General features: G+C 41.7%; 26 protein-coding genes. 12 read left to right on the top strand and 14 right to left on the bottom strand.

Going from position 1 to position 22,615, the window contains the following annotated elements:
• Positions 1-3 precede the first annotated feature (3 nt).
• From C9414_RS03650 to C9414_RS03620, 7 genes are all read right to left on the bottom strand, one after another.
• Positions 4-348, bottom strand: a complete 345-nt coding sequence (locus C9414_RS03650) for a toprim domain-containing protein (protein ID WP_024423404.1) — start codon at positions 346-348, stop codon at positions 4-6.
• Positions 349-479: 131 nt separating this feature from the next.
• Entirely contained in the window at positions 480-716 is a 237-nt protein-coding gene (locus C9414_RS03645; protein WP_039181284.1) for a YusG family protein, read from the bottom strand.
• A gap of 44 nt (positions 717-760) precedes the next feature.
• Positions 761-1,144 (bottom strand): glycine cleavage system protein GcvH, encoded by a 384-nt coding sequence (gene gcvH / locus C9414_RS03640; RefSeq protein WP_008347039.1) that lies wholly within the window; start codon positions 1,142-1,144, stop codon positions 761-763.
• Between the two features lie 66 nt (positions 1,145-1,210).
• On the bottom strand, positions 1,211-1,567 hold the full coding sequence (locus C9414_RS03635; protein ID WP_024423406.1) for an arsenate reductase family protein: 357 nt from the start codon (positions 1,565-1,567) through the stop codon (positions 1,211-1,213).
• A gap of 111 nt (positions 1,568-1,678) precedes the next feature.
• Positions 1,679-3,460, bottom strand: coding sequence for an acyl-CoA dehydrogenase family protein (locus C9414_RS03630; RefSeq protein WP_047202430.1), 1,782 nt, complete (start codon positions 3,458-3,460; stop codon positions 1,679-1,681).
• Positions 3,461-3,474: 14 nt separating this feature from the next.
• The gene (locus C9414_RS03625) at positions 3,475-4,650 is read right to left on the bottom strand and encodes an acetyl-CoA C-acetyltransferase (RefSeq protein WP_024426007.1); all 1,176 of its coding nucleotides are present in this window, start codon (positions 4,648-4,650) and stop codon (positions 3,475-3,477) included.
• Positions 4,651-4,662: 12 nt separating this feature from the next.
• A complete protein-coding gene (locus tag C9414_RS03620; protein WP_107163082.1) occupies positions 4,663-7,050 on the bottom strand; it encodes a 3-hydroxyacyl-CoA dehydrogenase/enoyl-CoA hydratase family protein in 2,388 nt (795 codons plus the stop codon).
• Positions 7,051-7,249: 199 nt separating this feature from the next.
• Between C9414_RS03620 and C9414_RS03615 the strand changes: the two genes are divergently transcribed.
• The 3 genes from C9414_RS03615 to C9414_RS03605 are packed head-to-tail and all read left to right on the top strand — an operon-like array spanning position 7,250 to position 8,024.
• Complete coding sequence (locus C9414_RS03615) at positions 7,250-7,387, top strand: YuzL family protein (protein WP_003212904.1); 138 nt, start codon at positions 7,250-7,252, stop codon at positions 7,385-7,387.
• Positions 7,388-7,413: 26 nt separating this feature from the next.
• Complete coding sequence (locus tag C9414_RS03610) at positions 7,414-7,665, top strand: hypothetical protein (protein WP_047202428.1); 252 nt, start codon at positions 7,414-7,416, stop codon at positions 7,663-7,665.
• A gap of 11 nt (positions 7,666-7,676) precedes the next feature.
• Positions 7,677-8,024, top strand: a complete 348-nt coding sequence (locus C9414_RS03605) for a spore coat protein (RefSeq protein WP_041088340.1) — start codon at positions 7,677-7,679, stop codon at positions 8,022-8,024.
• 33 nt (positions 8,025-8,057) lie between these two features.
• On the opposite strand, the gene C9414_RS03600 is transcribed toward C9414_RS03605, so the two are convergent.
• The 3 genes from C9414_RS03600 to C9414_RS03590 form a co-directional block, all read right to left on the bottom strand.
• Positions 8,058-8,309: a DUF2573 family protein gene (locus C9414_RS03600; protein ID WP_047202427.1), complete on the bottom strand. Its 252-nt coding sequence runs from the start codon at positions 8,307-8,309 to the stop codon at positions 8,058-8,060.
• 71 nt (positions 8,310-8,380) lie between these two features.
• Positions 8,381-9,211, bottom strand: coding sequence for an ABC transporter ATP-binding protein (locus C9414_RS03595; protein ID WP_008347057.1), 831 nt, complete (start codon positions 9,209-9,211; stop codon positions 8,381-8,383).
• A 146-nt stretch (positions 9,212-9,357) separates the two neighbouring features.
• Positions 9,358-9,804: a YusW family protein gene (locus C9414_RS03590; protein WP_181286099.1), complete on the bottom strand. Its 447-nt coding sequence runs from the start codon at positions 9,802-9,804 to the stop codon at positions 9,358-9,360.
• Positions 9,805-9,917: 113 nt separating this feature from the next.
• Here C9414_RS03590 and C9414_RS03585 point away from each other — a divergent pair, with 113 nt between their 5' ends.
• Complete coding sequence (locus tag C9414_RS03585; protein ID WP_219909110.1) at positions 9,918-10,760, top strand: oxidoreductase; 843 nt, start codon at positions 9,918-9,920, stop codon at positions 10,758-10,760.
• Positions 10,761-10,806: 46 nt separating this feature from the next.
• Here the strand turns inward: C9414_RS03585 and C9414_RS03580 are convergent, their stop codons facing one another.
• Positions 10,807-12,213 (bottom strand): S1C family serine protease, encoded by a 1,407-nt coding sequence (locus C9414_RS03580; RefSeq protein WP_047202424.1) that lies wholly within the window; start codon positions 12,211-12,213, stop codon positions 10,807-10,809.
• Between the two features lie 327 nt (positions 12,214-12,540).
• Here C9414_RS03580 and C9414_RS03575 point away from each other — a divergent pair, with 327 nt between their 5' ends.
• Entirely contained in the window at positions 12,541-13,218 is a 678-nt protein-coding gene (locus C9414_RS03575) for a response regulator transcription factor (protein WP_047202423.1), read from the top strand.
• The gene (locus C9414_RS03570) at positions 13,215-14,546 is read left to right on the top strand and encodes a HAMP domain-containing sensor histidine kinase (protein WP_039181308.1); all 1,332 of its coding nucleotides are present in this window, start codon (positions 13,215-13,217) and stop codon (positions 14,544-14,546) included. Before C9414_RS03575 ends, C9414_RS03570 begins: the two co-directional genes overlap by 4 nt.
• Positions 14,547-14,566: 20 nt before the next feature.
• Here C9414_RS03570 and spxO read toward each other — a convergent pair whose 3' ends face one another.
• The gene (gene spxO, locus C9414_RS20110) at positions 14,567-14,731 is read right to left on the bottom strand and encodes an anti-adapter protein SpxO (RefSeq protein WP_003212782.1); all 165 of its coding nucleotides are present in this window, start codon (positions 14,729-14,731) and stop codon (positions 14,567-14,569) included.
• Positions 14,732-14,923: 192 nt separating this feature from the next.
• Here spxO and C9414_RS03565 point away from each other — a divergent pair, with 192 nt between their 5' ends.
• Positions 14,924-15,802, top strand: coding sequence for a TetR/AcrR family transcriptional regulator (locus C9414_RS03565; RefSeq protein ID WP_107163081.1), 879 nt, complete (start codon positions 14,924-14,926; stop codon positions 15,800-15,802).
• A gap of 150 nt (positions 15,803-15,952) precedes the next feature.
• Positions 15,953-16,693 (top strand): hypothetical protein, encoded by a 741-nt coding sequence (locus C9414_RS03560; RefSeq protein WP_107163080.1) that lies wholly within the window; start codon positions 15,953-15,955, stop codon positions 16,691-16,693.
• Between the two features lie 117 nt (positions 16,694-16,810).
• Here C9414_RS03560 and fumC read toward each other — a convergent pair whose 3' ends face one another.
• Together fumC and C9414_RS03550 are read right to left on the bottom strand one after the other, a co-directional pair.
• Entirely contained in the window at positions 16,811-18,205 is a 1,395-nt protein-coding gene (gene fumC, locus C9414_RS03555) for a class II fumarate hydratase (protein WP_024423418.1), read from the bottom strand.
• Between the two features lie 89 nt (positions 18,206-18,294).
• Positions 18,295-18,462 carry a YvzF family protein gene (locus C9414_RS03550; protein WP_003213147.1) on the bottom strand — a complete coding sequence of 56 codons (168 nt, stop codon included), beginning with the start codon at positions 18,460-18,462 and terminating at the stop codon, positions 18,295-18,297.
• A gap of 112 nt (positions 18,463-18,574) precedes the next feature.
• On the opposite strand from C9414_RS03550, the gene C9414_RS03545 reads away from it, so the two are divergent.
• From C9414_RS03545 to C9414_RS03530, 4 genes are read left to right on the top strand one after another with little or no spacing between them, the layout of a single operon-like run.
• A complete protein-coding gene (locus C9414_RS03545; RefSeq protein WP_047202421.1) occupies positions 18,575-19,999 on the top strand; it encodes a spore germination protein in 1,425 nt (474 codons plus the stop codon).
• Positions 19,986-21,080, top strand: a complete 1,095-nt coding sequence (locus C9414_RS03540) for a GerAB/ArcD/ProY family transporter (RefSeq protein ID WP_047202420.1) — start codon at positions 19,986-19,988, stop codon at positions 21,078-21,080. The genes C9414_RS03545 and C9414_RS03540 overlap by 14 nt, the downstream gene beginning before the upstream one ends.
• Positions 21,077-22,198 carry a Ger(x)C family spore germination protein gene (locus C9414_RS03535; RefSeq protein WP_047202419.1) on the top strand — a complete coding sequence of 374 codons (1,122 nt, stop codon included), beginning with the start codon at positions 21,077-21,079 and terminating at the stop codon, positions 22,196-22,198. Before C9414_RS03540 ends, C9414_RS03535 begins: the two co-directional genes overlap by 4 nt.
• Positions 22,199-22,235: 37 nt before the next feature.
• Complete coding sequence (locus tag C9414_RS03530; protein WP_107163079.1) at positions 22,236-22,604, top strand: hypothetical protein; 369 nt, start codon at positions 22,236-22,238, stop codon at positions 22,602-22,604.
• Positions 22,605-22,615: the final 11 nt, after the last annotated feature.

The following is a 22,615-nucleotide window of genomic DNA, read 5'->3' as shown; positions in this document are numbered from 1 at the left end:
CCCTCATAAATATTTCGAATGAACATCAATGTTTGCAGCTAATAGGATAGATGCAATGTGGGCTGACGGTGAAGCGGCCACTTCGCGGTACGTTCTGTCGACAAAAAGATGAAGTGCTTCAGGGAATTCTTTTCGAAATTGCTTCCGCAGTTTGTCGCCTGCATCGTCACTGTCTGCTAATATGTAAACGTCTTTCCCCACTAAATCGTCCACAAGCTGGTCCAGCTTCGATGTACTGATCGTGCCATTGGTGCAAATGATGGTAACAGGTTCACTTATGACTTCTTTTAGCTTTTGTTTATCTGTTTTACCTTCTACAATGATGACCTTTTCAATCTCGACATTCATCACGATCACCCGGCCCTTTTGACGTTGATTCACTTCTTCCTTAGATTACAATCTTTCATTCAGGTTGTAAAGATTGGGCGCCTCGTCATCAAAAAGACTGCAGTTTTTGTTCACTGCAGTCTCCTCTGTGATTAGCACCATCCATTTTCATCGTCACAGTCTACATATTTTTCTGTCCCATCGGTCAATGTATCCGTTAGACGATAAAAACGATTTTGATCATAGGAATATCCCGATTTCAGCTCATATTGGTTTTCACTAATCATTGTGCCAATCTCTTCATTTTGATGATAAAGCACCATGCCGCTTTCTTTGAATCGTCCAGTGACATGCTCTGTTATATCCACCTGTTCTTTTTGAAAAGACAAATTGGACACCCCCCATAAAGGTAGAGTGTCCAATTTCACATGAATTAGTCTTCTTTTGTCATTTCTTCATATTGCTCAGCTGTCATTAAGTTCTCGATTTCAGATGCATCAGCTGGTTCTACAACGATCATCCATGCTTTTTCATATGGAGAGTCGTTGACGAATTCTGGGCTGTCATCCAGCTCATCGTTCACTTCGACGATTGTGCCATTGATCGGTGCATAAAGTTCAGAAACTGTTTTCACTGATTCTACACTTCCGAAAGGCTCGTCCGCTGTGATTTTGTCTCCTACTTCAGGAAGCTCAACGAACACGATATCGCCCAGCTCAGATTGAGCAAAATGCGTAATACCGATACGCACCTTATCTCCTTCTACTTTGACCCATTCATGTTCTTCTGAATAACGTAAATCTTTTGGTGTGCTCATTCAATACCCCTCCAGTCTTTTCTTACAATCTATATTGAAGATACCACAATCTGAATGAAAGTTACATCATTTCCAGACGCTTTTAAATGTATCTTCGTTAAATCCAACTGTTACTCGTTTACCGTCTGTTGTAATCGGGCGCTTAATCAGCATTCCGTTAGACGCGAGTAATTCTAGCTGCTCGTCCTCTGACATTGCAGGAAGTTGATCTTTCAGCTGCAGCTCCCGGTATTTTTGTCCGCTTGTATTAAAGAATTTCTTCAGCTCTAAACCGCTTTTTTCGTAAAGGGCTTTTAATGTTTCTTTATCAGGCGTCTCTTCGACGATATGTATGCTGTTGATGTCTTTATTGTGTGCTTCAAGCCATTTTTTTGCTTTTCGGCATGTACCGCAAGATGGGTATTCGTAAAAATCTAAAGCCACCATTTTCACCTCCTGCAAATTGTGACAACATTTTATCACAAAATATTTTAAAAACCTAAATGTATGCTTACAAAAAGGTGCGGAGTGATATCCGCACCTTTTAAGCCATCCTTATACGATATATTTCTCTGCTTCAAAGATTCGTTTTGCCACTTCACGCTTTTTGGCGATGACATTGATTGGAGTAAATCTTGTCAGCTTGCGAAGGGCTGACAGGCTCATGCGGAGTGAATCTCCTTCCTCCATCGCAATCAAGGATTCTTTTGCATGGGCTTCAATCTTTAAGAAAGCCTCCTGCGTGAAAATTTGTGTGTAAGCCAGCTTTTGAGCGTTCTTTTCTGCGCCTGATGCAGCGATTGCCTTTTCCGTACGCAGAATTGCTGATTCAGCAGCAAAAATTTCATTGACGATATCGGCTATGTTCACAAGAATTTCTTGCTCTTTGTCTAAGGATTTCCCGTATTTCATGGCTGCCATACCAGCTACCATTAAGGCGACCTTTTTCGCATGGGCGAGCAAATATTTTTCTTGATCGAGCGGCTGATCGCCTGGCTCTTCCGGCATCATCATCATCAGCTCTTCCTGTAAGGTCTGCGCTTTTTGAAGCAGCGGAAGCTCTCCTTTCATCGCTTTCTTCAAGAATGTACCTGGTACAAGCAAACGGTTGATTTCGTTTGTCCCTTCAAAGATCCGGTTAATTCGTGAGTCGCGATAGGCTCTTTCGACCTCGTATTCTTGCATGAATCCATATCCGCCGTGAATCTGCACGCCTTCATCCACAATATAATCTAACGTTTCAGAGCCAAGGACTTTACAGAGAGAGCATTCAATCGCATATTCCGCAATGGATTGAGCAATTTGTTTGCCGTCTTTTTGCTCTTCGTCACTTAATAGACCCATCCGCTGTTCAAATAATCCAACCGTGCGGTAAACAGCACTTTCCATCGCATAGAGCTTTGCTGACATATTGGCTGCTTTTTCACCAATTAAGCTGAATTGAGAAATTGGTGTTTTGAACTGCTTACGCTGGTTCGCATATTCGGCCGACAATTGAATGACGCGCTTTGATGCACCGATTGTGCCGACTGCAAGCTTATAGCGTCCGATATTTAAAATGTTAAAGGCAATCACATGTCCTCTGCCGGCTTCACCAAGCAAATTCTCCTTCGGTACTTGGGCATCTTCAAGAATTAATGTTCTTGTCGATGACCCTTTAATGCCCATCTTTTTCTCTTCAGGTCCCGTTTTGACACCTGGAAAATCCTTTTCGACAATAAAAGCAGAGAAGTGTTCACCATCAATCTTCGCATACACAACAAAGACATCGGCAAATGCGGAGTTTGTGATCCACTGCTTTTCTCCATTGAGGACATAATGGGTACCTGCTTCATTCAGAACCGCAGTTGTTTTTGCTCCAAGAGCGTCAGAGCCTGATCCTGGCTCAGTGAGTGCGTACGCCGCAATGGTTTCACCAGAGGCGAGTCCTGGCAGGTACGTTTCCTTTTGCGCTTGATTTCCGAAGAGCACGATCGGCAGAGAACCAATACCGACATGAGCGCCATAGGAAAGTGAGAAGCTGCCTGCTCTAGCGAATTTTTCAGTAATGATAGCTGAACTGATTTTATCCAATCCAAGCCCGCCGAATTCTTCAGGTACATCGGCTCCTAAAAGTCCAAGCTCACCAGCCTTTTTGAGAAGCCTGACCGAATGCTCGAACTCATGATTTTCAATTTGATCTATATGCGGAACCACATCTTGTAAAATATAATCCTCTGTGGTCTTTCCAATCATTTGATGTTCATCAGAGAAATCCTCCGGTGTAAAGATATGCTCATAATTCGTCTCATCAATTAAAAAGCTTCCACCCTTTTTTACATCTTCCAATGCTTTCATCCTGATTTCCCCCTTTAGATCAATTCAAAAATTCCTGCTGCTCCCATGCCCCCGCCGATACACATTGTGACAATACCAAATTGCTCGTTTCGCCGTTTCATTTCATGAATAAGTGACAGCGTTAGTTTTGTTCCTGTACAGCCGAGCGGATGTCCGAGCGCAATTGCCCCGCCGTTGACATTCACTTTTTCTTCATCAATTCCTAAATGGCGAATGACTTGAATTGCCTGAGAGGCAAACGCTTCGTTTAATTCAAACAGTCCAATATCCTTCAGCTCAAGTCCAGCAATCTTCAGCGCACGCGGTATGGCTTCAACCGGACCGATCCCCATCACCTCAGGCGGTACACCGCCAACAGCAAATGCTCTGAATTTAGCGAGCGGCTGAAGAGAAAGTGATGATGCTTTCTCGCGGTCCATCATCATCACACACGCAGCCCCGTCACTTGTTTGAGACGAGTTCCCTGCGGTCACCGTGCCTTTTGTCGAAAAGGCTGGACGCAAAGTGGAAAGAATCTCTTCCGTTGTGCCTGCTCTCACACCTTCATCCTGTGAGAACGTGAATTGATGCTCTTCTAATTGATATTGCTCTCCTACCCGTCGCTCTGTTACATCAACGGGCACAATTTCATCAGAAAACTTCCCTTCTTGAAGTGCCTTTGCTGCCTTTTGATGACTCCTCACCGCAAAGGCGTCCTGATCTTGACGTGTGACCTGATACTTTTGCGCCACTTGCTCTGCCGTGTGCCCCATGCTCATGTAGTATTCAGGTGCTTGCTCTGCCAAGAGAGCATTCGGACGAATGGAATGCCCCATCATCGGCACCTGCGACATCGATTCGACTCCTCCGGCTAAAATCGTGTCTGCCTGACCGAGCATAATTCGTTCACCCGCATAAGCGATAGACTGAAGACCTGACGAGCAGTAACGGTTTATGGTGATGGCAGGTACCGTATAAGGCAGTCCCGCTAGTGCTCCAATATTTCGGGCTACATTTAACCCCTGCTCTGCTTCTGGCGTTGCACAGCCGATGATCAAATCATCTATTTGACCGTCGTATTCACCGGCACGCTTTAACGTTTCTTTTACACATAATGCGCCCATATCATCAGGCCGGACATGTTTTAACGATCCCTTTTTCGCCTTCCCTACTGGTGTTCTTGCGCCAGCGACAATGACTGCTTCTCTCATTTTGACTCCCCCTTAGTTACGTAAAGGTTTTCCTTTGACGAGCATGTGCTGCATACGTGCCTGTGATTTCACTTCTCCTACAAGACTTAAAAAGGCTTCTCTTTCAAGCTCTAATAAGTATTGCTCTTCTACCTCTGTTCCAAATGGCAGTTTCCCGCCGGAAATGACATGAGCTAATTTTTTTACGATGGTCATGTCATGCTCTGAAATATATCCTGACAGTCTCATATTTTCAGCAGCCAAAATCATCGCTGCATAGCCTGTTTCTCCCATGACCGGCACCTTTTGCTTGAGCGGCGCACGATAACCAGCTTCAACAAGAGAGAGCACCAGTTGTTTTGCATCATAGATCAGGTGATCCCCGTTCATACTAATCCGGTCGCTCACGCGGAGCATGTTCATATCCCGCGCTTCCTCAGCTGAAGTTGACACTTTTGCCATTGCAATTGTTTCAAATGTTTTCAGCGTGGCATCCTGTATAGCCGTCTGCGACGGCTTCGCTGACCCTTGCAGGTGACGAAGATATAATTCTTTATTTCCACCGCCTCCTGGAATCAGTCCTACTCCCGCTTCCACGAGTCCCATGTAAGTTTCGCTGGACGCCTGTATAGCCGCTGCCGGCAGACAAACCTCTGTACCGCCACCTAATGTCATCCCAAACGGTGCGGCTACGACTGGACGGTCGCTATATTTCACCTTCATCATTGCCTGCTGGAAGCGCCTGATCACAAAGTCAATTTCAAAGAAATTGTCGTCCTGTGCTTCCATTAAAATCAGGGCAAGGTTGGCGCCAACACAGAAGTTCTTCCCTTGGTTTCCGATAACAAGCCCTTTATAATTCTTTTCCGTCTCATCAACAGCGCGATTAATCATATCAATGACATCTAGTCCAATGGCATTGCTTTTAGAGTGAAATTCGAGCAAGGCGACATCATCACCAATATCAATCAGGCTCGCACCAGAATTTTTGAAGATCACGTCCTGTTTCTTTTTCAATCTAGCTAAAGAAATATGTTTGTCGTTTCCTTTTTCCTGTACATAAGCCCCATCCTGATAAAACACACGCTCTCCATCAGCATTCTCTTGATAGAATGTGTCGTGTCCTTTTGACAGCATGTCTTGCACCCATGCTGGGATGCTGTGGCCTTCTGCTTCCATGCGCTCGGCGGCTTTTTTGACGCCTATTGCATCCCACAGCTCAAATGGGCCGTGCTGCCAGCCGAATCCCCATTTCATTGCGTTATCGATGGACTGAATATCATCCGCAATTTCACCTTTTAGATGCGCTGAATATAGAAGTACGGGCGCTGTCATATTCCAGAGCAATTGCCCTGCACGGCCATCCTGATAAATAAGCGCTTTCAACTTTGCTTTTGTACCCTTTTGCTGTTTCGCCATCTCAATGCCCGGATCTTTTAGCTTTGTGCGTTCTCCATATGTGAGCGTCACTGGGTCAAGCTCTAAAATAACCTTGCCATTTTTTTGATAAAATCCTTGGCCTGCCTTGCTGCCAATCCATCCTTTTTCGAGCATTCTTTCAATAAACTCAGGCAGCTGGAAAATCTCTTTTTCCTTTCCTTCTACCTGTTCATAGACGTTTCGTGCTACATGAGAAAATGTGTCAAGCCCCACTACATCAAGTGTACGGAAGGTCGCACTTTTCGGTCTTCCAATGAGGGGCCCTGTGACTGAATCCACTTCTCCGATGGTGTATTTGTTCTCAAGCATTTCACGTACTGTGACAAGAAGCCCATAAGTGCCAATGCGGTTTGCAATAAAGTTCGGTGTGTCTTTTGCTTCAACCACACCTTTGCCGAGTACATCCTCGCCAAACGTTTTCATAAATGACAGTACTTCTGAATCTGTTTCTTGAATAGGAATGATTTCTAAGAGCTTTAAATAACGAGCTGGGTTAAAAAAATGTGTGCCTAAAAAGTGGCGTTTAAAATCATCTGATCGGCCTTCAGCCATCTTTTCAACCGAAATACCAGATGTATTGCTTGAAACGATGCTTCCTTCTTTGCGGTGTTCGTCGATGAGAGAAAATACGTGTTGTTTGATGCTGAGTTTTTCAGTGACGACTTCAATGATCCAGTCAGCATCGTGTAATAAGGAAAGGTGGTCTGTGAGATTTCCCGGTGTGATGTATGATAGGTTTTTTGCTGAAGTAAGAGGTGCTGGCTTTTGCTTTAACAATTTTTTCATCGCTTCTTGACTTAATCGATTCCGAACACTAGGGTGATCAAGCGTTCTCTTTTTCGCCGTTTCTTCCTTTGTCAGTTCATTTGGCACAATATCTAGCAGTGTTACTGGTATCCCGATATTGGCTAGATGCGCAGCAATGCCTGAGCCCATGACACCTGAACCAATGACAGCCGCCTTGCGAATATGTTTGCCCATAAATATCCCCCTAAACATTTTGAATGAACAGTCATTCATTTTTTGTCCAAAAAAAAGCAATGCCTCTTTCTTTATCTTAAAAGATTTTCCGAAACAGTTCAATAGCGGATTTCAAAAATTTACACATTCTCATGTGCCTTATTTTGCGGCGTATGAATTAAAGATCAAAGGGAATTGTAAGAATGGAGGTGATGTCCACATGTCTCGTTTGAAGAAAAACCCATCGAAAGCAGGCGTAAGTGCTGCAAGTGTAAAAGGAAACGCAGGTCCATCACAGGAAGCAGACCTAGGCGGGAAAAAAACCAGTCAAAATCAGCAATATAAAAAGAATCAGTAAGGAAACAAAATCGTAAGGAGGAACACATGTTGAACAATCAGCCAATGAATATGCCCCCAGAAGTCATTTCAGTGAAGGATTCCTTGTACTTAGAGGATATGCTCAACTGGAACTTGATCGCCATGAAAAAGGCTCATTTTATGGCCGAGCATTGCCAGGACCAAACATTGAAACAAGAATTAAATCAAGTTGGCCAAATGCATCATCAGCATTACACACAAATTCTTCAGCATTTAGGCAGCTCAGGGCAAGGCCAGTCTACTGGCTTTATGCAATAGGAGGAAAAAACATGGAACAGCAAAACCAACAAAAAATCGGGAATCCACAAACTCCGGTTCCCACTACTACAAACATGAATGATCGTGATTTCGTTACAGATCTCTTGTCGACTGAAAAATATATGACAAACGGATACAACACAGCGCTCAATGAATTCAGTCATGAATCTCTTTACCAGGATATTCAGCGAATTGCGCTCGAAACACAGAAAACACAAAGACATTTATATGATGTCATGTTCCGATATGGCTGGTATTCTGTTGAAGCCGCTGATCAGCAAAAGCTCCAGCAGGCACACCAGAAATTCCAGCAAACACTGACAGATCAATCTCCGTACGGATCATCACAAATGTCATAAGAAAAAAACTGCCAGTCTGATGCTGGCAGTTTTTTAACGGTCTTTATTGGCGCGATGAGCTTCGTTCAACTGTTTGATTCGTTGAATTGTTTCTTTGATTTCTTCTTTTGCTTCTGGATACGTTTCATTGAAATGCTTTGCTAGCGGCGGCATGCTCTTGGCAATATGAGAGTAGATCACCCATTGTTTCACATCTTGTTTCAGCTCGTCTGTTGATTCACCGAGCAGCAGCTCTGTATATTTATCAAGCAGGCCTTCCAGCTTTTCTTCTAATTCTTTTCCCATTGACATTCCGCTCCTTTTTCAGAAAAAAGCCTGACTCTGTGAGACACAGATGTCAGGCTTTTGACATACGATTATCTTGCAGCAAGAAATGTTTCAGCTTGCGCTTGCTGAACAATACAGCGTCCTCTACCGTGCGGAATACATAATGGTGTTCCAAATAGAGGATCTGTTGTCACTTGGCAATTCATATCAAAGACATTTTTCACGAGATCACAATTAATCACTGTTTCTGGTCTGCCTTCTGCATAGATTGACTTGTCTTTAATCGCGACAAGATGATGAGCATACCTGCATGCGAGATTGAGATCATGAAGAACCATCACAATCGTGCGCTGCTCTTTCTCATTTAAATCAAACAGAAGGTCCAAAATTTCGATTTGATGCGTCATGTCTAAATATGTCGTCGGCTCATCTAACAAAATGATATCGGTCTCTTGGGCCAGCGTCATCGCAATCCATGCACGCTGCCTTTGTCCACCTGATAATGAATCAACGGTCCGATCAGCAAGGTCTTCCATCTTTGTTGACTTCAATGCGCGATTCACTGCTTCTTCATCTTGCTTCGACCACTGCTTCAGCCAATTTTGATAAGGATATCTTCCTTGCTTCACTAACTGATGCACAGTTAATCCTTCTGGCGCTTCTGGTCCTTGTGGAAGAATAGCGAGCTGTTTCGCTACTTCTTTTGTTGGTAATTTTGCAATGGAATGACCTTCAAGCAGGACAGAACCACCCATTGGCTTCATAAGACGCGCCAAAGAGCGAAGTAGCGTGGATTTACCGCATCCATTACTGCCAATAAATACTGTGATTTCACCCTTAGGGATTGATACATTTAGTTCATCGATGATCATTGTTTCTCCGTAGCCTAAGCTTAAACCTTCAGTAGAAATGGCACTCATTCCGCTCAAACGCTCCTTTTCTCATCCAAATTTTTATATGAAATATCGTCTATGTACAGACGTAAAAGATCACTTATCTCAATTTAGTGTATCAGATTTAAGTGATCTTGAAAATCATTTTCAATTAAAAAATGAGAAAGTCTCGTTTATTTCTTCCTTTGGAATGTACGTTTGGTCCCATCCTCGAGTTTCAGATCGATCTGAATCCGCTGATAATCATCATCTAAATTAAAAGCAGCTAATAGTTCATTTACATACGCTTCATTGATCTTTGCACTAGGAATCGACATATCATTCAGCTTCATCTTCATCTCGCGCAAGGCTTCTTCCCCTTCATAGCGGACCCCATTCATATGATCACGAATGATTGCTTCCTCTTTGCCTCTTGCCTGACGGTAGGTCGCTTCGTATAATTCGTTTTTCTGTCCATATTGTACATGCAGATGCATATGCTGAAATGGCAGTTTCTTCATTTGAACAACTGACAGACTTTCTGCCTCTGCTTCATGTGTTTGTTGTAACGGTTCAATTGATTGACAGCCGGACAGCATTAAGAGCAGCACTCCTATTCGTCCCGCCTTCTTCCAACACATCATGTGCTTCCTCCTATTTCACAGCATCGCTTTTTATTCTTCTCCAGGCTCCTTTTTGTTATTCAATAAAACATCTCACTATGATAAATTTAAACAAAAAGGAGAACCGGATGATGAAAAAAACAGCCATTGTAACTGGTGCCAATAGCGGCTTTGGCAAGCTCATCACGATACGTCTCGCCAAGCAGGGCTATACAGTGATTGCCGGCGTCAGACAGGAAGCCAATGCAAAAAAGCTCGCTGAAGAAATCGAGCAAGCCTCTTTATCCGGCATGATACATATTGAAGCATTAGATGTGACTGATACGCAGTCGATCCAAGCATTTCAGAAGAAACTTCATGCCTATGCACCCATTACCCTGCTTGTGAACAATGCGGGAACAGCCTTTGCTGGTTTTGCGGAGGAGGTTCCTGTTGACACGTACCGCCAGCAATTTGAAGTGAATGTCTTCGGTGTGATGGAAATGACCCAAGCGGTGCTGCCGTTTATGACGAGCGGCGCAAAGATTTTCAATATGAGCAGTATCAGCGGATTAATGGGAATGCCTGCACTTTCTCCATATGTATCCTCTAAGTTTGCGTTGGAAGGCTATACAGAAAGCCTACGGATTGAACTAGCTTCGTTCGGTATCCAGGCGGCTTTAATTGAGCCAGGCTCTTTCCAAACAAATATTTGGAACACCTCCATGAACGAGCAAATGATTCAGCCAGCAGAAGGATCGAAATACACAAAACTCTATCAAAAGATGATGGCCCATATTGATGCCCAGAAATCAAACTATGGAGATCCTTGTGAAGTGGCGGAGCTTGTTGTTCGGTTAGCAGAGAAGAAGCGGCTGAAACGGCTGAGATATCTTGTTGGAAAAGGCGTACGACTTTCATTCACAGCAAAACAGCTTCTGCCGTGGAACATGTGGGAACACCTCATACTGCGTACACTCTCTTCAAAAAAATAAGCACAAAAAAACAGGTGGATATGTTAACCTCCACCTGTTTTTTCATTTATTCGCTATCTGACTGTCCAAGGGTAATATCTAGATTTTTGTTCTTTCCTTCACGGATGACAGTCATTGTGGTTTTATCGCCGACTTTTGTTTCTTTGTAAAGAATTTCTTTCAACTGAGAGCTGTTCACTACATCTTTCCCTTTGAACTTGATGATGACATCCCCAGATTTCAAGCCTGCTTTTTGAGCAGGTGAACCTTTTGAAACATCCTTTACGTAAATGCCTTTGCCAATTTGTTTATCAAATAAGCCGAGCGTATTTTCCTGATACGTCTCAGGCACTTGCTCAAGGTCAATCATTTGTACACCAAGGTATGGACGTTCAACTTTTCCATTTTTCAACAGTTCATCTACAATCGGTTTAACATCGTTACTTGGGATCGCAAATCCGAGTGATTCCACACCGCTTTCGCTGATTTTCAAGCTGTTAATACCAATGACTTGACCATCTGTATTGATCAGTGGCCCCCCGCTGTTTCCTGGGTTAATGGCTGCATCTGTTTGCAGTACATTCATCTCCACTGTACCAGATGACGTATTTGCTTCAACAGTACGATCAAGACCACTAATGATTCCTTCTGTCACAGTACCTGAAAATTGTGCACCGAGCGGATTCCCAATGGCAATGACTTTATCTCCAGCACGAAGCTTAGAAGAATCTCCAAAGCTCGCCACTTTATCAATGCCGTCTGCATTTATTTCAACAACGGCTAAATCTGTCATGACATCACTGCCGACAAGCTTTGCATCTTTTGTTTTACCATCGTATAGTGTGACCTTTAATTTATTGGCACCTTCGACAACGTGGTTATTTGTAATAATGTACGCTTTTTTACCATCTTTTTTGAAAATGACACCAGAACCTGTTCCAGCTTCAGCTTCTGTTTGATCACCGCTCAGGCCAAACGAATTTTGTGTAGATTGATAGTTTGAGACACCTACAATGGTGGGCTCTAAATCTTCTACCATATCAGCAACATTTGTGGCATTGGTGATTTGTTTTGTCGAGAAATTATCTGAGGCTGCCGGCTCACTTGATGCGGTTTGCGTTTGCGTGTTGGCAGCTGTATCCTGTGACTGCGGCAAAAGCGGTGTAATGCCAAGTACAAGACCCCCGCCAATAATTCCTCCAAGAATCGGACTGAGCCATGCCGCCTTCCGCTTTTTCTCCTTTTTTGACGCACGGTCATCCACCATTTGAGGAGAATGATTCGTCACACTCTCCTGCGCGGCAGATGCTTCGTTTTCATGCTGGTGTAAAACGAGTTCCTTCTCTTTTTCTGGTGCGTCTATTTGTTTCTCATTCTCTTGATGGGTATCTTCTTGATGATTCATTTCATTGTCTTGATTCGTGTTTTCTGGATGATTCATCTTATTCTCTTCATCTTCTCTTCGGAAATCCATCGCTTGCACTCCTTTACATCATGTTTCATTTCATATGTCTAGATAGGACTCAGGTCCTCTTAATGGAAAGATCATTGAAAAATACTTTATGGCAATATGTCAAATTATATAATACTTATTCATAGAAAAAAAGCAAGGTGCGCACATTGATGAAAAGCACCTATTCATCCGCCTTTTGTCTATGCCCTTTTTTCCCTTGACCTTATCATAATCAAACATTATGGGATAATGATGAGAAGAATATGTGAAATTGTGAAAAAAGCGTGTGATTGTTGACATGCCGCCTTTGTATCCCGTTATAATGACGTTGAGAGGATGTGGAAGACTTTGTCGTACACCATTTATTTAGTTGAAGATGAACAAAACTTAAATGAACTGTTAACCAAATATTTAGAGAGTGAGGATTGGAATGTCTCCTCTTTTTTAACCGGAGAAGCGGCACGCGAGGCAATGAACAAGCCGCCGCATCTATGGATTTTAGATATCATGCTGCCTGATACAGACGGCTACACCCTCATTAAAGAAATCAAAGCCGCATCACCTGACGTACCGGTCATTTTCATTTCAGCACGTGATGCCGATATCGACCGTGTCCTCGGCTTAGAGCTGGGAAGCAGTGATTATATTGCGAAGCCGTTTCTTCCGCGTGAGCTGATCATTCGGGTACAAAAGCTGCTGGAGCTTGTGTATAAAAACAATGATACTCCGCAGCAGCAAAGCGTCACAACCGTTTCTTCTTATGTCATTCATGAGGATGTAAGAGAGGTGTATGAAGAGGGTCAGCTCATTAACTTAACTTCTAAGGAATTTGACTTGCTGCTTTTATTTACACATCACCAAGGACATGCTTTTTCTCGTGAAGATATCCTCGTCAAAATTTGGGGACACGATTACTTCGGGACAGATCGTGTAGTCGATGACCTTGTTAGACGGCTGCGCAAAAAAATGCCCGACTTAAAGGTCGAGACCATCTATGGATTCGGTTATAGGATGCTGAAAGGATGAAGAACAAACCGCTCGCTTTTCAAATTTGGGTTGTGATCTCTGGCATTTTGCTCACCATTTCCATTGTCCTGATCATTCTATTTTCTAATACATTACGTGACTTCTTCACAAATGAAATTTATAAAAATATTGAAAATGAACAGCAAGTGCTGACAGAATATCCATTAAACCGAGACGGCTCGCCAAAGTCGACACCGGAAAACCGCTCCGTGCAGCACATTTTGATTCCGTCAAATGAATTAGATCAAATGGCGCAGTTTTTTCCGCATGCCTTTATTGAGAAAATCCAATCGTTTGTGAAAAAACAAAAAAGCGCAACGAAACGTTATTCTGAAGAGGTGAACGGCCAGCATATCTTTTTTGTCATCAAAAAGGTATCATCAGGCAATACACCATATATTCTTCTGTCCTATGCACCAGATTCTTATCGAGACGACCTGTCCTTTACGCTGTTTAAACAGCTGATTTTTATCTTAGGCACCGTTATTTTACTAAGCTGGATTCCATCGATTTGGCTTGCCCGCTATTTATCCCGACCAATCGTTGCGTTTGAAAAACACGTCAAACGGATTGCACAAGAGGACTGGGACGATCCTGTCATCGTTGACCGGCAAGATGAAATTGGCAAGCTTGGTCATACCATTGAAGAAATGAGACAAAAACTCATTCAAAAGGATGAAACAGAACGGACACTTTTGCAGAATATTTCACATGACTTAAAAACACCTGTCATGGTCATCCGCGGCTACACGCAGTCCATTAAAGATGGTATTTTTCCTAAGGGAGATCTTGAACAAACGGTGGAAGTCATTGAAGGTGAAGCGGAAAAGCTTGAGAAGAAAATCAAGGATCTGCTGTACTTAACTAAGCTTGATTATTTATCAAAACAACATCCCGCACATTCTTCCTTCCTAATCAGTAATACGATGCTGGAAGTGGTCGACCGAATACGCTGGTCGAAAAATGAATTGCAGTGGAACGTGGACTTAGATGATGAGGCTGCTCTTGAAGGCGATCCAGAACAATGGAGCAAATTATTTGAGAATGTACTAGAAAATCAACTTCGCTACGCAAAAAGTAAGATTGATATTCAGATGAAACAGGAAGAGGATCAAATCCGCATTGTTATTCGAAATGACGGTCCTCCAATTGAAGAACATATGCTGTCCAACCTATACGAACCTTTTAGTAAGGGAAAAAAGGGCGAATTCGGTATTGGATTAAGCATTGTCAAAAGAATCCTTTCAATGCATCAAGCGTCCATATCTATTGAAAATGATGATCTAGGTGTACGTTATACAATCATAGTTCCAAAGAAGAGACTGTAGGTTTTTGACCGCAGTCTTTTTTAGATGAATGAATACCCATTGAAATCACGGTATGTGGCTTTGATCTTTTTGCCAGCTTGATACATCCATTTCTTTTCAATGGTTGTCTCTTTCGGCATTTTGACTTTTTCTACTTGAATCCCTTTTGTTCGCAAGCGTCTAATCATATCATCGATTTCTCTCATGGAACATCATCCTTTCACATATTTTGACCAGTTGGTCACCTTACTTTATAATATAAAGAATTACACTGTAAAAAACAAGTTACAATCTGATTAATTTTTGAAAACTTTCGTCGTTTATGACCGATAAGTCATATCTCTTTGCGCACGTTTCCTAAGACATTTGTCTCTCGGTAAGAAAGGATGACATTCATATTGAAAAAGAAAGAAAAAATGATCATTGAGGCTGGCATGAAATTATTTGCCAGCAAAGGCTACAACACAACGTCTGTTCAGGAAATTGCGGATGAATGCCACATGTCAAAGGGTGCTTTTTATCTTTATTTTAAATCAAAGGAAGCATTGCTCATTTCGATCCTTCATTACTATTACGATAAGGTATTTACCCGGATTCATGAGGTTCAAACAGAGGGCGGCACACCAAAAGAAGCCTACCGCAAACAGCTCACTGTCTATTACGATAATATTTTGCAGCAAAAGGATTTTATTAAAATGCAGCTGAGCGACAGGGCGCTTCCACTGAATGAAGAAACGCAGCAGCTTGCAAAACAAATTAGGCTTGCGACCATCCAGCTTCACATTGATAACATTAAACAAGTATATGGAGATGCTGCTATTCCTTATATGGCTGATTTATGTTTGACGATTGAGGGCATGAGCCATGTTTATTTCGAGCTGGCGATTTTATATGATTTTCAGCTGGAAGCAGAAGAACTTGCCATAACCATGATTCATCGTATCGATGATTTGATGGGCGGTATGATGAAGCGAAATGACCTTCCTCTCATTTCTGTAGATCAAGCGAGCGATTGGTTTGGCCCGATTTATGAACGGTCATTCGATCCGCTCACAGAATCTCTTTTAAAGGAGTTAATAGAGATTGCTGAATCACACTATGAAGTGAAGGACGAACCCGATTTATTTGAAGCGCTTGGCATTCTAGAAAATGAATTAAACAAACAAAAACCAAGACAAGTCATCGTGAAAGGCATGCTGTACCAATTAAAATTATACGCACCGCTTCAAACCAACTCTGAGTCACTTTTGCGTATTTTGAAAGAGGATCATTTGTAGAACCCAGGGCATATCCTAAAGACATTTAGGCATAAAGTTGTGGATTAGAATCTATGTTACACTCTTGTCATTGGAGTAGAAAAATCGCGAGAATGTAGCTCTTCAAGAAGATACAAAATAAAGATATATAAGATTGAGAGGGCTATTATAATGTCCAAAAAAAATAGGAATTGTCTTTTTTGTGGGAACTCAAATTTAACTAGAGAGCATATTTTCGCTCAATGGTTGCTTGATGAGTTGAATATTCGGAAAATAAAAATGGGCATGCAGCACACCACTTTTTATGGTTCTACTATTAGTAGACGACCTTTGACTCCTAATACATTAATTAACGGATTGATCTGTCAAGAATGCAATAATGGATGGTTAAGCCAGATAGAAAATAAAGTAAAACCAATCTTGACTGCGATTTTGAAGTATCCCAATTCTAATCTTAGTACATTTTTAAAAGAACAACACGAATTACTATCCATATGGTCTTTAAAAACCGCTATGATACTAAATCATGCGAGTAATTTTCATAAAATTGTACCAAAAAGACATTTTAAATATATTTATAAACATCGTAAAATTCCTGAAAATATTACCGTTCTGATGGGTTTTGCAGAAAATACAGCTGAATTAGATTGGGTGCAAAGTCAAGTTGTAATGCATATTGGCGATGAAAATATAATTAAAAACCCTAGATTAAAAGATATATATAAAATAACAATTCAAATTGATTACCTTTTATTAAAAATTATTTACAGCCCCATTTACGATTTTGAGTATTATCATAATGATAATACTCATCTAATGCTATATCCTAATCTGCAAGCATTTCATACATTCGAAATGGCAGAAGATCTACATTCTTTTGATATACAAGGTTCTATTTATTCTAAACGTTAGAGAGTAAAGAGCAACAAAAAAAGAATTAAAATTATAAATCTTGTCTAAACATTCTCAAATGTAGCTCACCTCATCACTTCCCCAAATAAAAAACCAGGGGCAGCCGCCCCTGGTTTCTTATTTTGCTTTCGGTGTCACCATTTCTTCTGGTTTCACAAATTGCTCGAACTGCTCTTCTGTTAGCAGCTCTAATTGAAGTGCTGCTTCTTTTAGTGTTAATCCTTCTTTGTGAGCAAGCTTCGCAATTTTCGCTGCATTTTCATATCCGATGTGCGGGTTAAGTGCCGTCACAAGCATCAATGAATTGTTCAAGTTTTTCTCAATTGTTTCAAGGTTTGGTTCGATTCCAACTGCACACTTGTCATGGAATGAGTTCATGCCGTCAGCAAGTAGTTCAACTGATTGCAGGAAGTTATAAATGATGACTGGCTTAAAGACGTTCAGCTCAAAGTTTCCTTGGCTTGCCGCAAAACCGATTGTGGCATCATTCCCCATGATTTGTGCTGCAATCATAGTTAAAGCTTCACTTTGGGTTGGGTTGACTTTTCCTGGCATAATGGAGCTTCCCGGCTCATTTTCAGGAATAATCAATTCGCCAATTCCACAGCGAGGGCCACTTGCAAGCCATCTGACATCATTGGCAATTTTCATTAAATCAGCTGCAAGTGCTTTTAAGGCACCGTGTGCATACGTAATTTCATCATGGCTTGTCAGCGCATGGAATTTGTTTGGTGAAGAATTGAATGTTTGACCTGTCAGCTGGCTGATTTCCTCAGCAACATATTGACCGAACTCAGGATGTGCGTTAATGCCTGTACCAACAGCAGTTCCGCCAATGGCTAATTCTCTCATTTTTTCAGTTGATTCAAGAATCATTTCTTTTGAACGGTCCAGCATGTATACCCAGCCGCTAATCTCTTGGCCTACTGTCAGCGGTGTTGCATCCTGCAAGTGCGTACGGCCGATTTTCACAATCTCTTGATACGCTTTTGCTTTCTCATCAAGAGTTGTTCTTAACTGGTCAATAGCAGGCAACAATTTTTTGTACACAGCTAAAACAGCTGCCACGTGCATAGCCGTTGGGAATGTATCGTTTGAGCTTTGGCTGCGGTTAACGTCATCATTCGGGTGAATGCTGAACTCACTATTTTTATCTTTCAAATAAGCAGTTGCTCTATTTGCAACGACTTCGTTCATGTTCATGTTACTTTGTGTTCCACTACCTGTCTGCCAAACAACAAGCGGGAAATGCTCGTCATACTTACCGCTGATGATGTCATCACATACAGCAGCAATGGCTTCTGCTTTTTCGCTTTCAAGGTTGCCAAGACGCTCGTTGGCAATCGCTGTGCTACGTTTCAAAATTGCAAACGCATTCACAACTTCCTTTGGCATTTTCTCAGAACCGATTTTGAAATTTTCTTTGCTTCGTTGTGTTTGTGCACCCCAGAACTTGTCCTTCGGCACTTTGATTTCGCCCATTGTATCTTTTTCGATTCTAAATTCCGTCATTATGTATCCCTCCATAGCTTCTCATCACTCAACTCTATTCTATACAAAAAACGAAAATCCTTTAAGCGTTTTCAATTAAAATTTTATCTTTATTTTAATTTTAGTTCAATATAAACGCGAACATCCTTCGAATATTTGTATTTTGGGTTCGTTTTTCCGTAGTCCTTTGATGTATATGTCACCTCATAATGCTTGTCAAACGACTGTAGAATACGGTCGATCTCCTCTTTTGTTCCTGCTAAACGAATCTGTGCCATCTTGTTTCCTCCAAAACCCTCATTCTTTCTTTTACCACAAAATAATGTAACACAGAATATTGTTTTTTCAAGCAGGTAATGCTAAGAAAAAGATTTGAGGCGGGTGATCCGAATGAATCAGACTCCATTAAAAGAGCACTTATACGATAACCTCTCCGTCATCCTTCCGCAATTAAAAGAAATGGATGATTTGGTTCATGAGAAAAAAACACTGTCCAATGGGCAGGTTGTTTACTATTTATACATAAAAGAAATGAACGAAAAGATGGAGATTCAAACCTTTTTAAAGCTGCTTCTCCAAGATCATACGTCTCTCACAAAAGAGAAGCTAGAATCCAATTTATCAATGATGACCACACGTTCGGCGAAAACCTCTGAGGAATTGGTCGATGCGATTTTTGATGGGTATTGTGTTGTTCTGATTAACGGATTTCAGCATGCGTATATTTTAGAAACGCATGGAACGAAGAAACGCAGTATAGGGGATGCTACCTCTGAAACAGTTGTGAGAGGACCGAAAATTGGCTTTATTGAAGATTTAGATACGAACTTAGCTCTTGTGAGGCAGCGCTTGAAAAATCCCAATCTTAAAACCGTCGACATGAAGATTGGTCAAAAAAAGTACACCCAAGTGACCATCATGTACATTGACGGTATGGCTCAATCGTCTGTTTTAAAAGAAGTGAAAAAACGGCTCAAGCAAGTCACCATTGATGATATACAAGATTCTGGTGTTCTTGAGGAACTGATTGAAGACAATGTGTACTCGCCTTTCCCGCAAGTCCAAAACACAGAACGGCCGGATAAAGTGGCATCTGCTTTAAATAATGGACGTGTCGCCATTTTTGTCGATCATTCACCTTTTGTGTTAATTGTACCTGCTTCTCTCGCGACGATTATGCAATCACCTGATGATTATTATGAAAGGTGGATCGCCGCCTCTCTCATTCGGATGCTGCGGTTTACCTCTATCTTTCTGACCTTATTTTTATCAGCCATTTATATTGCGCTTGTGTCCTTCCATCAAGGACTTTTACCAACAACACTGGCTATTTCGATCTCAAGTACAAGAGAAAATGTCCCCTTTCCTCCTATTGTGGAGGCACTCATCATGGAAATAACGATTGAGCTGCTGCGGGAAGCGGGTTTAAGGCTGCCAAATCCGCTCGGTCAAACGATTGGACTTGTAGGTGGAGTTGTCATCGGACAGGCGGCCGTTCAGGCTCATATTGTGAGCTCAATCATGGTGATTATCGTCAGTGTGATTGCCCTTGCGTCCTTTACTGTTCCTCAATATGGGATGGGCATGTCGTTCCGCGTGCTCCGGTTTGTGTCTATGTTTACGGCAGCTACTTTGGGTTTATATGGGATTGTGCTGTTCATGCTCGTTCTCCTTACTCATTTAACACGGCAAAAAAGTTTTGGTACGCCTTATTTTTCACCAGATTTTGTGTTCAGCTATAAAAATGAAGACAATTCCATCATTCGATTGCCTTTGAAAAATCAAAAGAAAGGAGAACGATATGGTCAATCATAAAGAGTCGATCACCAGCTATCAGGCAAGTGCCATTATTGCCAATACAACATTAGGTGCCAGTATGATGATTCTGCCAAGAGCAATGGCTCAAGCTGCAGCTACACCTGACGGCTGGATTGCGCTCTTACTCATGAGTGCCATTTACATTGTATTTATTTTTGCGAATGTCCTTATGATGAAAAAAGTCCCCTTCTCCTCTTACTATGATTATACAAAGGAGGGGCTTGGAAAGTGGATTGGTGCTCTTGCTAACATATTGATTATTATTTATTTTCTTGGCGTTGCCAGCTATGAAGTACGGGCGATGTCGGAAATGGTGAGGTTTTTTTTACTTCAAAACACACCTGTAGCGGTGACAATGATCAGCTTTATTTTGGTTGGCCTTTATCTCGTAGTCGGCGGGATTGGTGATTTTGCCAGACTGTGCCCCTTTTTCCTCATTGTCACCTTGATTATCTTATTTGTTGCATACGGACTCAGTGTTCAAGAATTTAAGTTAGATAACCTCCGGCCTGTTTTAGGAGAGGGTTTCTCCCCTGTCTTCAAATCCCTTAACGCATCAGCCATTTCGTTTGTTGGCATTGAAATGATACTGTTTATGCCTGCCTATATGAACACGCAAAAACACACCTTTGCTTATGGCGCAGTCGGCTTTTTGATTCCTGCGATCATCTATATTTTCACCTATATTCTTGTCGTTGGTGCGTTCACGGTGAAAGAAACAGCGACTTTGACTTGGCCGACGATTGCCTTATTTCAATCGTTTGATATACAAGGAATCTTTATTGAGCGAATCGAATCCTTTTTGCTCATCGTTTGGCTTGTTCAACTTTATACGAGCTTTGTAGGATATACGTTTTTTGCTGCAATGGGGTTATCAAAACTCACAAAATTCCCCAAAAAGATCGTGCTCGCGCTGATGGGAATTGTCATTTACTTTGCCGCCATTTTCCCAAAGGATGTTGATACAGTACGTGATTATTTAACGTATGTGAACCATTTATTTTTCCTTTTATTCGGTATCCTCCCGTTTCTCTTATTTATCATCGTGTTTTTGAAAAGGAGGCGGAAAGCAGCATGAAAAAGAAGACAGTCTTTGCATTACTCGCCCTTGTTCTATTAAGTGGATGCTGGGATAGTACCAATATTGAAGAACTCAACATGGCGATTGGTTATGGCTTAGATAAAGGAGATGACGGTCATAAGCTGAAAATATCTATGCAAGTCCTTGTGCCTCAAAAAATTGAACAAGAATCCAGCGTAAAAGATCCAACAAAGATTATTGAAACTAGCGGTGATTCCGTGCATCAAATATTCCGAACAACGACTCTCAAAAGTCACCGGATTTTCGCCCAGCAGCTGAGGGTGTATTTATTTTCTGAGGAGCTTATCAATGAAAATAATTTCGACCTCGTCATCAATCAATTTATTCGCGACAATGAAACGCGGAGAGGAAGCCTTGTCTTTATGACCGCTGAAAAGCCTGGAGACTTGCTAAAAATCAATGATGATGGGCAGCCTGCTTCTTCTACATTATATGATATTTCTGGGAATACAAAATCGACCATCCGTATGTTAAAGCCTGTTTCATTAGGAGATATTTCTACTGCTATGCAAAACAACGTATCTTTTGCTGTTCCGAAAGTCAGTGTGGATCAAGGGAAATTAATACTCGACGGTGCCTCTATTATTAAAAACAAACGATTTCTCACCGACATCTCTCCGTTAGCTGTGCAGTCATACAACCTATTGACAGGGGAAGGAAAAGGTGGAGTCATTGAATTTAAATATGACCACAGCATCTATTCTTATGAAATATTTAAACTGAAACACAACATTGAAACGAAGAAAACAGCCAGCGGAAGATATCAATTTGATGTATCAGTAGAGCTTGATGGAAGATTATCTGAGGATTGGAATGAGCGTGAGAATGCATTTAATGAAAAGTATCTTCAAGAGATTGAGGGTGCAGTGGAGCGTCAATTAAAGAAAACCGTAAAAGATTTCATTGGGGAATTACAGCATGAGATCAAAGCAGATATTTGCGGGTTTTCTCAAAAAGCGAGTATTGCGTATCCGAAGGATTTTCGAAAAGAAGCGAAGCATTGGGATGAGATTTTTAGTGAATCGGACATTCGTTACAAGGCAAATGTGAAAATCCGTGACTTCGGGACTAAGGGCGCAACACAATCTTTATAGAGTATGTTAAAATGGTAAGAAAAAAAGGGTGTCAATCATGAAACGAGCTTTACTTTCGGCCGGCATTCTATTTTTGATTCTAGGGATACTTCTGTTAATCGTTGTATTCATGCAATCAAAAGAAGATTTCTTCATTGAAGCCGACAGCTTTTCAAGCACATTTTTGATCGTGGTTTATTATGGACAAACCCCTGCGCTCCTTCTGTTGGGAGGCGGATTATTCGTCGGACTTTCACAGATCATTGATTTGCAGGAAAAAAAAGCGGCAGCAGCAAAGGAGAGCGTAAAGCTTTTATCCGAAATGAAGAATACCCTGGAAGAAAAATCGGCCAAGGAGCAGGAGGCTTTTCCAGTTCCTGAGCTCCATCAACTATCCGAACGTCCGATCACAGGACAGAAGGACTAATTTTACGCATG

This window comes from Bacillus sp. Nf3, assembly GCF_003028545.1.
Classification (GTDB): Bacteria; Bacillota; Bacilli; order Bacillales; family Bacillaceae; genus Bacillus; species Bacillus safensis.
Note: the sequence above shows the minus strand (reverse complement) of the source record. Positions and strands in the feature narration are given on the sequence as shown.

Bases quoted from the DNA above. Each gene is read 5' to 3' on its own strand.
- C9414_RS03610 (WP_047202428.1), top strand. From the start codon at position 7,414: ATGTTGAACAATCAGCCAATGAATATGCCCCCAGAAGTCATTTCAGTG.
- C9414_RS03545 (WP_047202421.1), top strand. From the start codon at position 18,575: ATGAATCAGACTCCATTAAAAGAGCACTTATACGATAACCTCTCCGTC.
- spxO (WP_003212782.1), bottom strand. From the start codon at position 14,731: ATGAGAGAAATCGATGATATGATTAGACGCTTGCGAACAAAAGGGATT.
- C9414_RS03630 (WP_047202430.1), bottom strand. From the start codon at position 3,460: ATGAAAGCATTGGAAGATGTAAAAAAGGGTGGAAGCTTTTTAATTGAT.
- C9414_RS03535 (WP_047202419.1), top strand. From the start codon at position 21,077: ATGAAAAAGAAGACAGTCTTTGCATTACTCGCCCTTGTTCTATTAAGT.
- C9414_RS03600 (WP_047202427.1), bottom strand. From the start codon at position 8,309: ATGGGAAAAGAATTAGAAGAAAAGCTGGAAGGCCTGCTTGATAAATAT.
- C9414_RS03540 (WP_047202420.1), top strand. From the start codon at position 19,986: ATGGTCAATCATAAAGAGTCGATCACCAGCTATCAGGCAAGTGCCATT.
- C9414_RS03590 (WP_181286099.1), bottom strand. From the start codon at position 9,804: ATGTGTTGGAAGAAGGCGGGACGAATAGGAGTGCTGCTCTTAATGCTG.
- fumC (WP_024423418.1), bottom strand. From the start codon at position 18,205: ATGACGGAATTTAGAATCGAAAAAGATACAATGGGCGAAATCAAAGTG.
- C9414_RS03560 (WP_107163080.1), top strand. From the start codon at position 15,953: ATGTCCAAAAAAAATAGGAATTGTCTTTTTTGTGGGAACTCAAATTTA.
- gcvH (WP_008347039.1), bottom strand. From the start codon at position 1,144: ATGAGCACACCAAAAGATTTACGTTATTCAGAAGAACATGAATGGGTC.
- C9414_RS03625 (WP_024426007.1), bottom strand. From the start codon at position 4,650: ATGAGAGAAGCAGTCATTGTCGCTGGCGCAAGAACACCAGTAGGGAAG.
- C9414_RS03615 (WP_003212904.1), top strand. From the start codon at position 7,250: ATGTCTCGTTTGAAGAAAAACCCATCGAAAGCAGGCGTAAGTGCTGCA.
- C9414_RS03530 (WP_107163079.1), top strand. From the start codon at position 22,236: ATGAAACGAGCTTTACTTTCGGCCGGCATTCTATTTTTGATTCTAGGG.
- C9414_RS03650 (WP_024423404.1), bottom strand. From the start codon at position 348: ATGAATGTCGAGATTGAAAAGGTCATCATTGTAGAAGGTAAAACAGAT.
- C9414_RS03585 (WP_219909110.1), top strand. From the start codon at position 9,918: ATGAAAAAAACAGCCATTGTAACTGGTGCCAATAGCGGCTTTGGCAAG.
- C9414_RS03595 (WP_008347057.1), bottom strand. From the start codon at position 9,211: ATGAGTGCCATTTCTACTGAAGGTTTAAGCTTAGGCTACGGAGAAACA.
- C9414_RS03550 (WP_003213147.1), bottom strand. From the start codon at position 18,462: ATGGCACAGATTCGTTTAGCAGGAACAAAAGAGGAGATCGACCGTATT.
- C9414_RS03580 (WP_047202424.1), bottom strand. From the start codon at position 12,213: ATGGATTTCCGAAGAGAAGATGAAGAGAATAAGATGAATCATCCAGAA.
- C9414_RS03605 (WP_041088340.1), top strand. From the start codon at position 7,677: ATGGAACAGCAAAACCAACAAAAAATCGGGAATCCACAAACTCCGGTT.
- C9414_RS03620 (WP_107163082.1), bottom strand. From the start codon at position 7,050: ATGGGCAAACATATTCGCAAGGCGGCTGTCATTGGTTCAGGTGTCATG.
- C9414_RS03570 (WP_039181308.1), top strand. From the start codon at position 13,215: ATGAAGAACAAACCGCTCGCTTTTCAAATTTGGGTTGTGATCTCTGGC.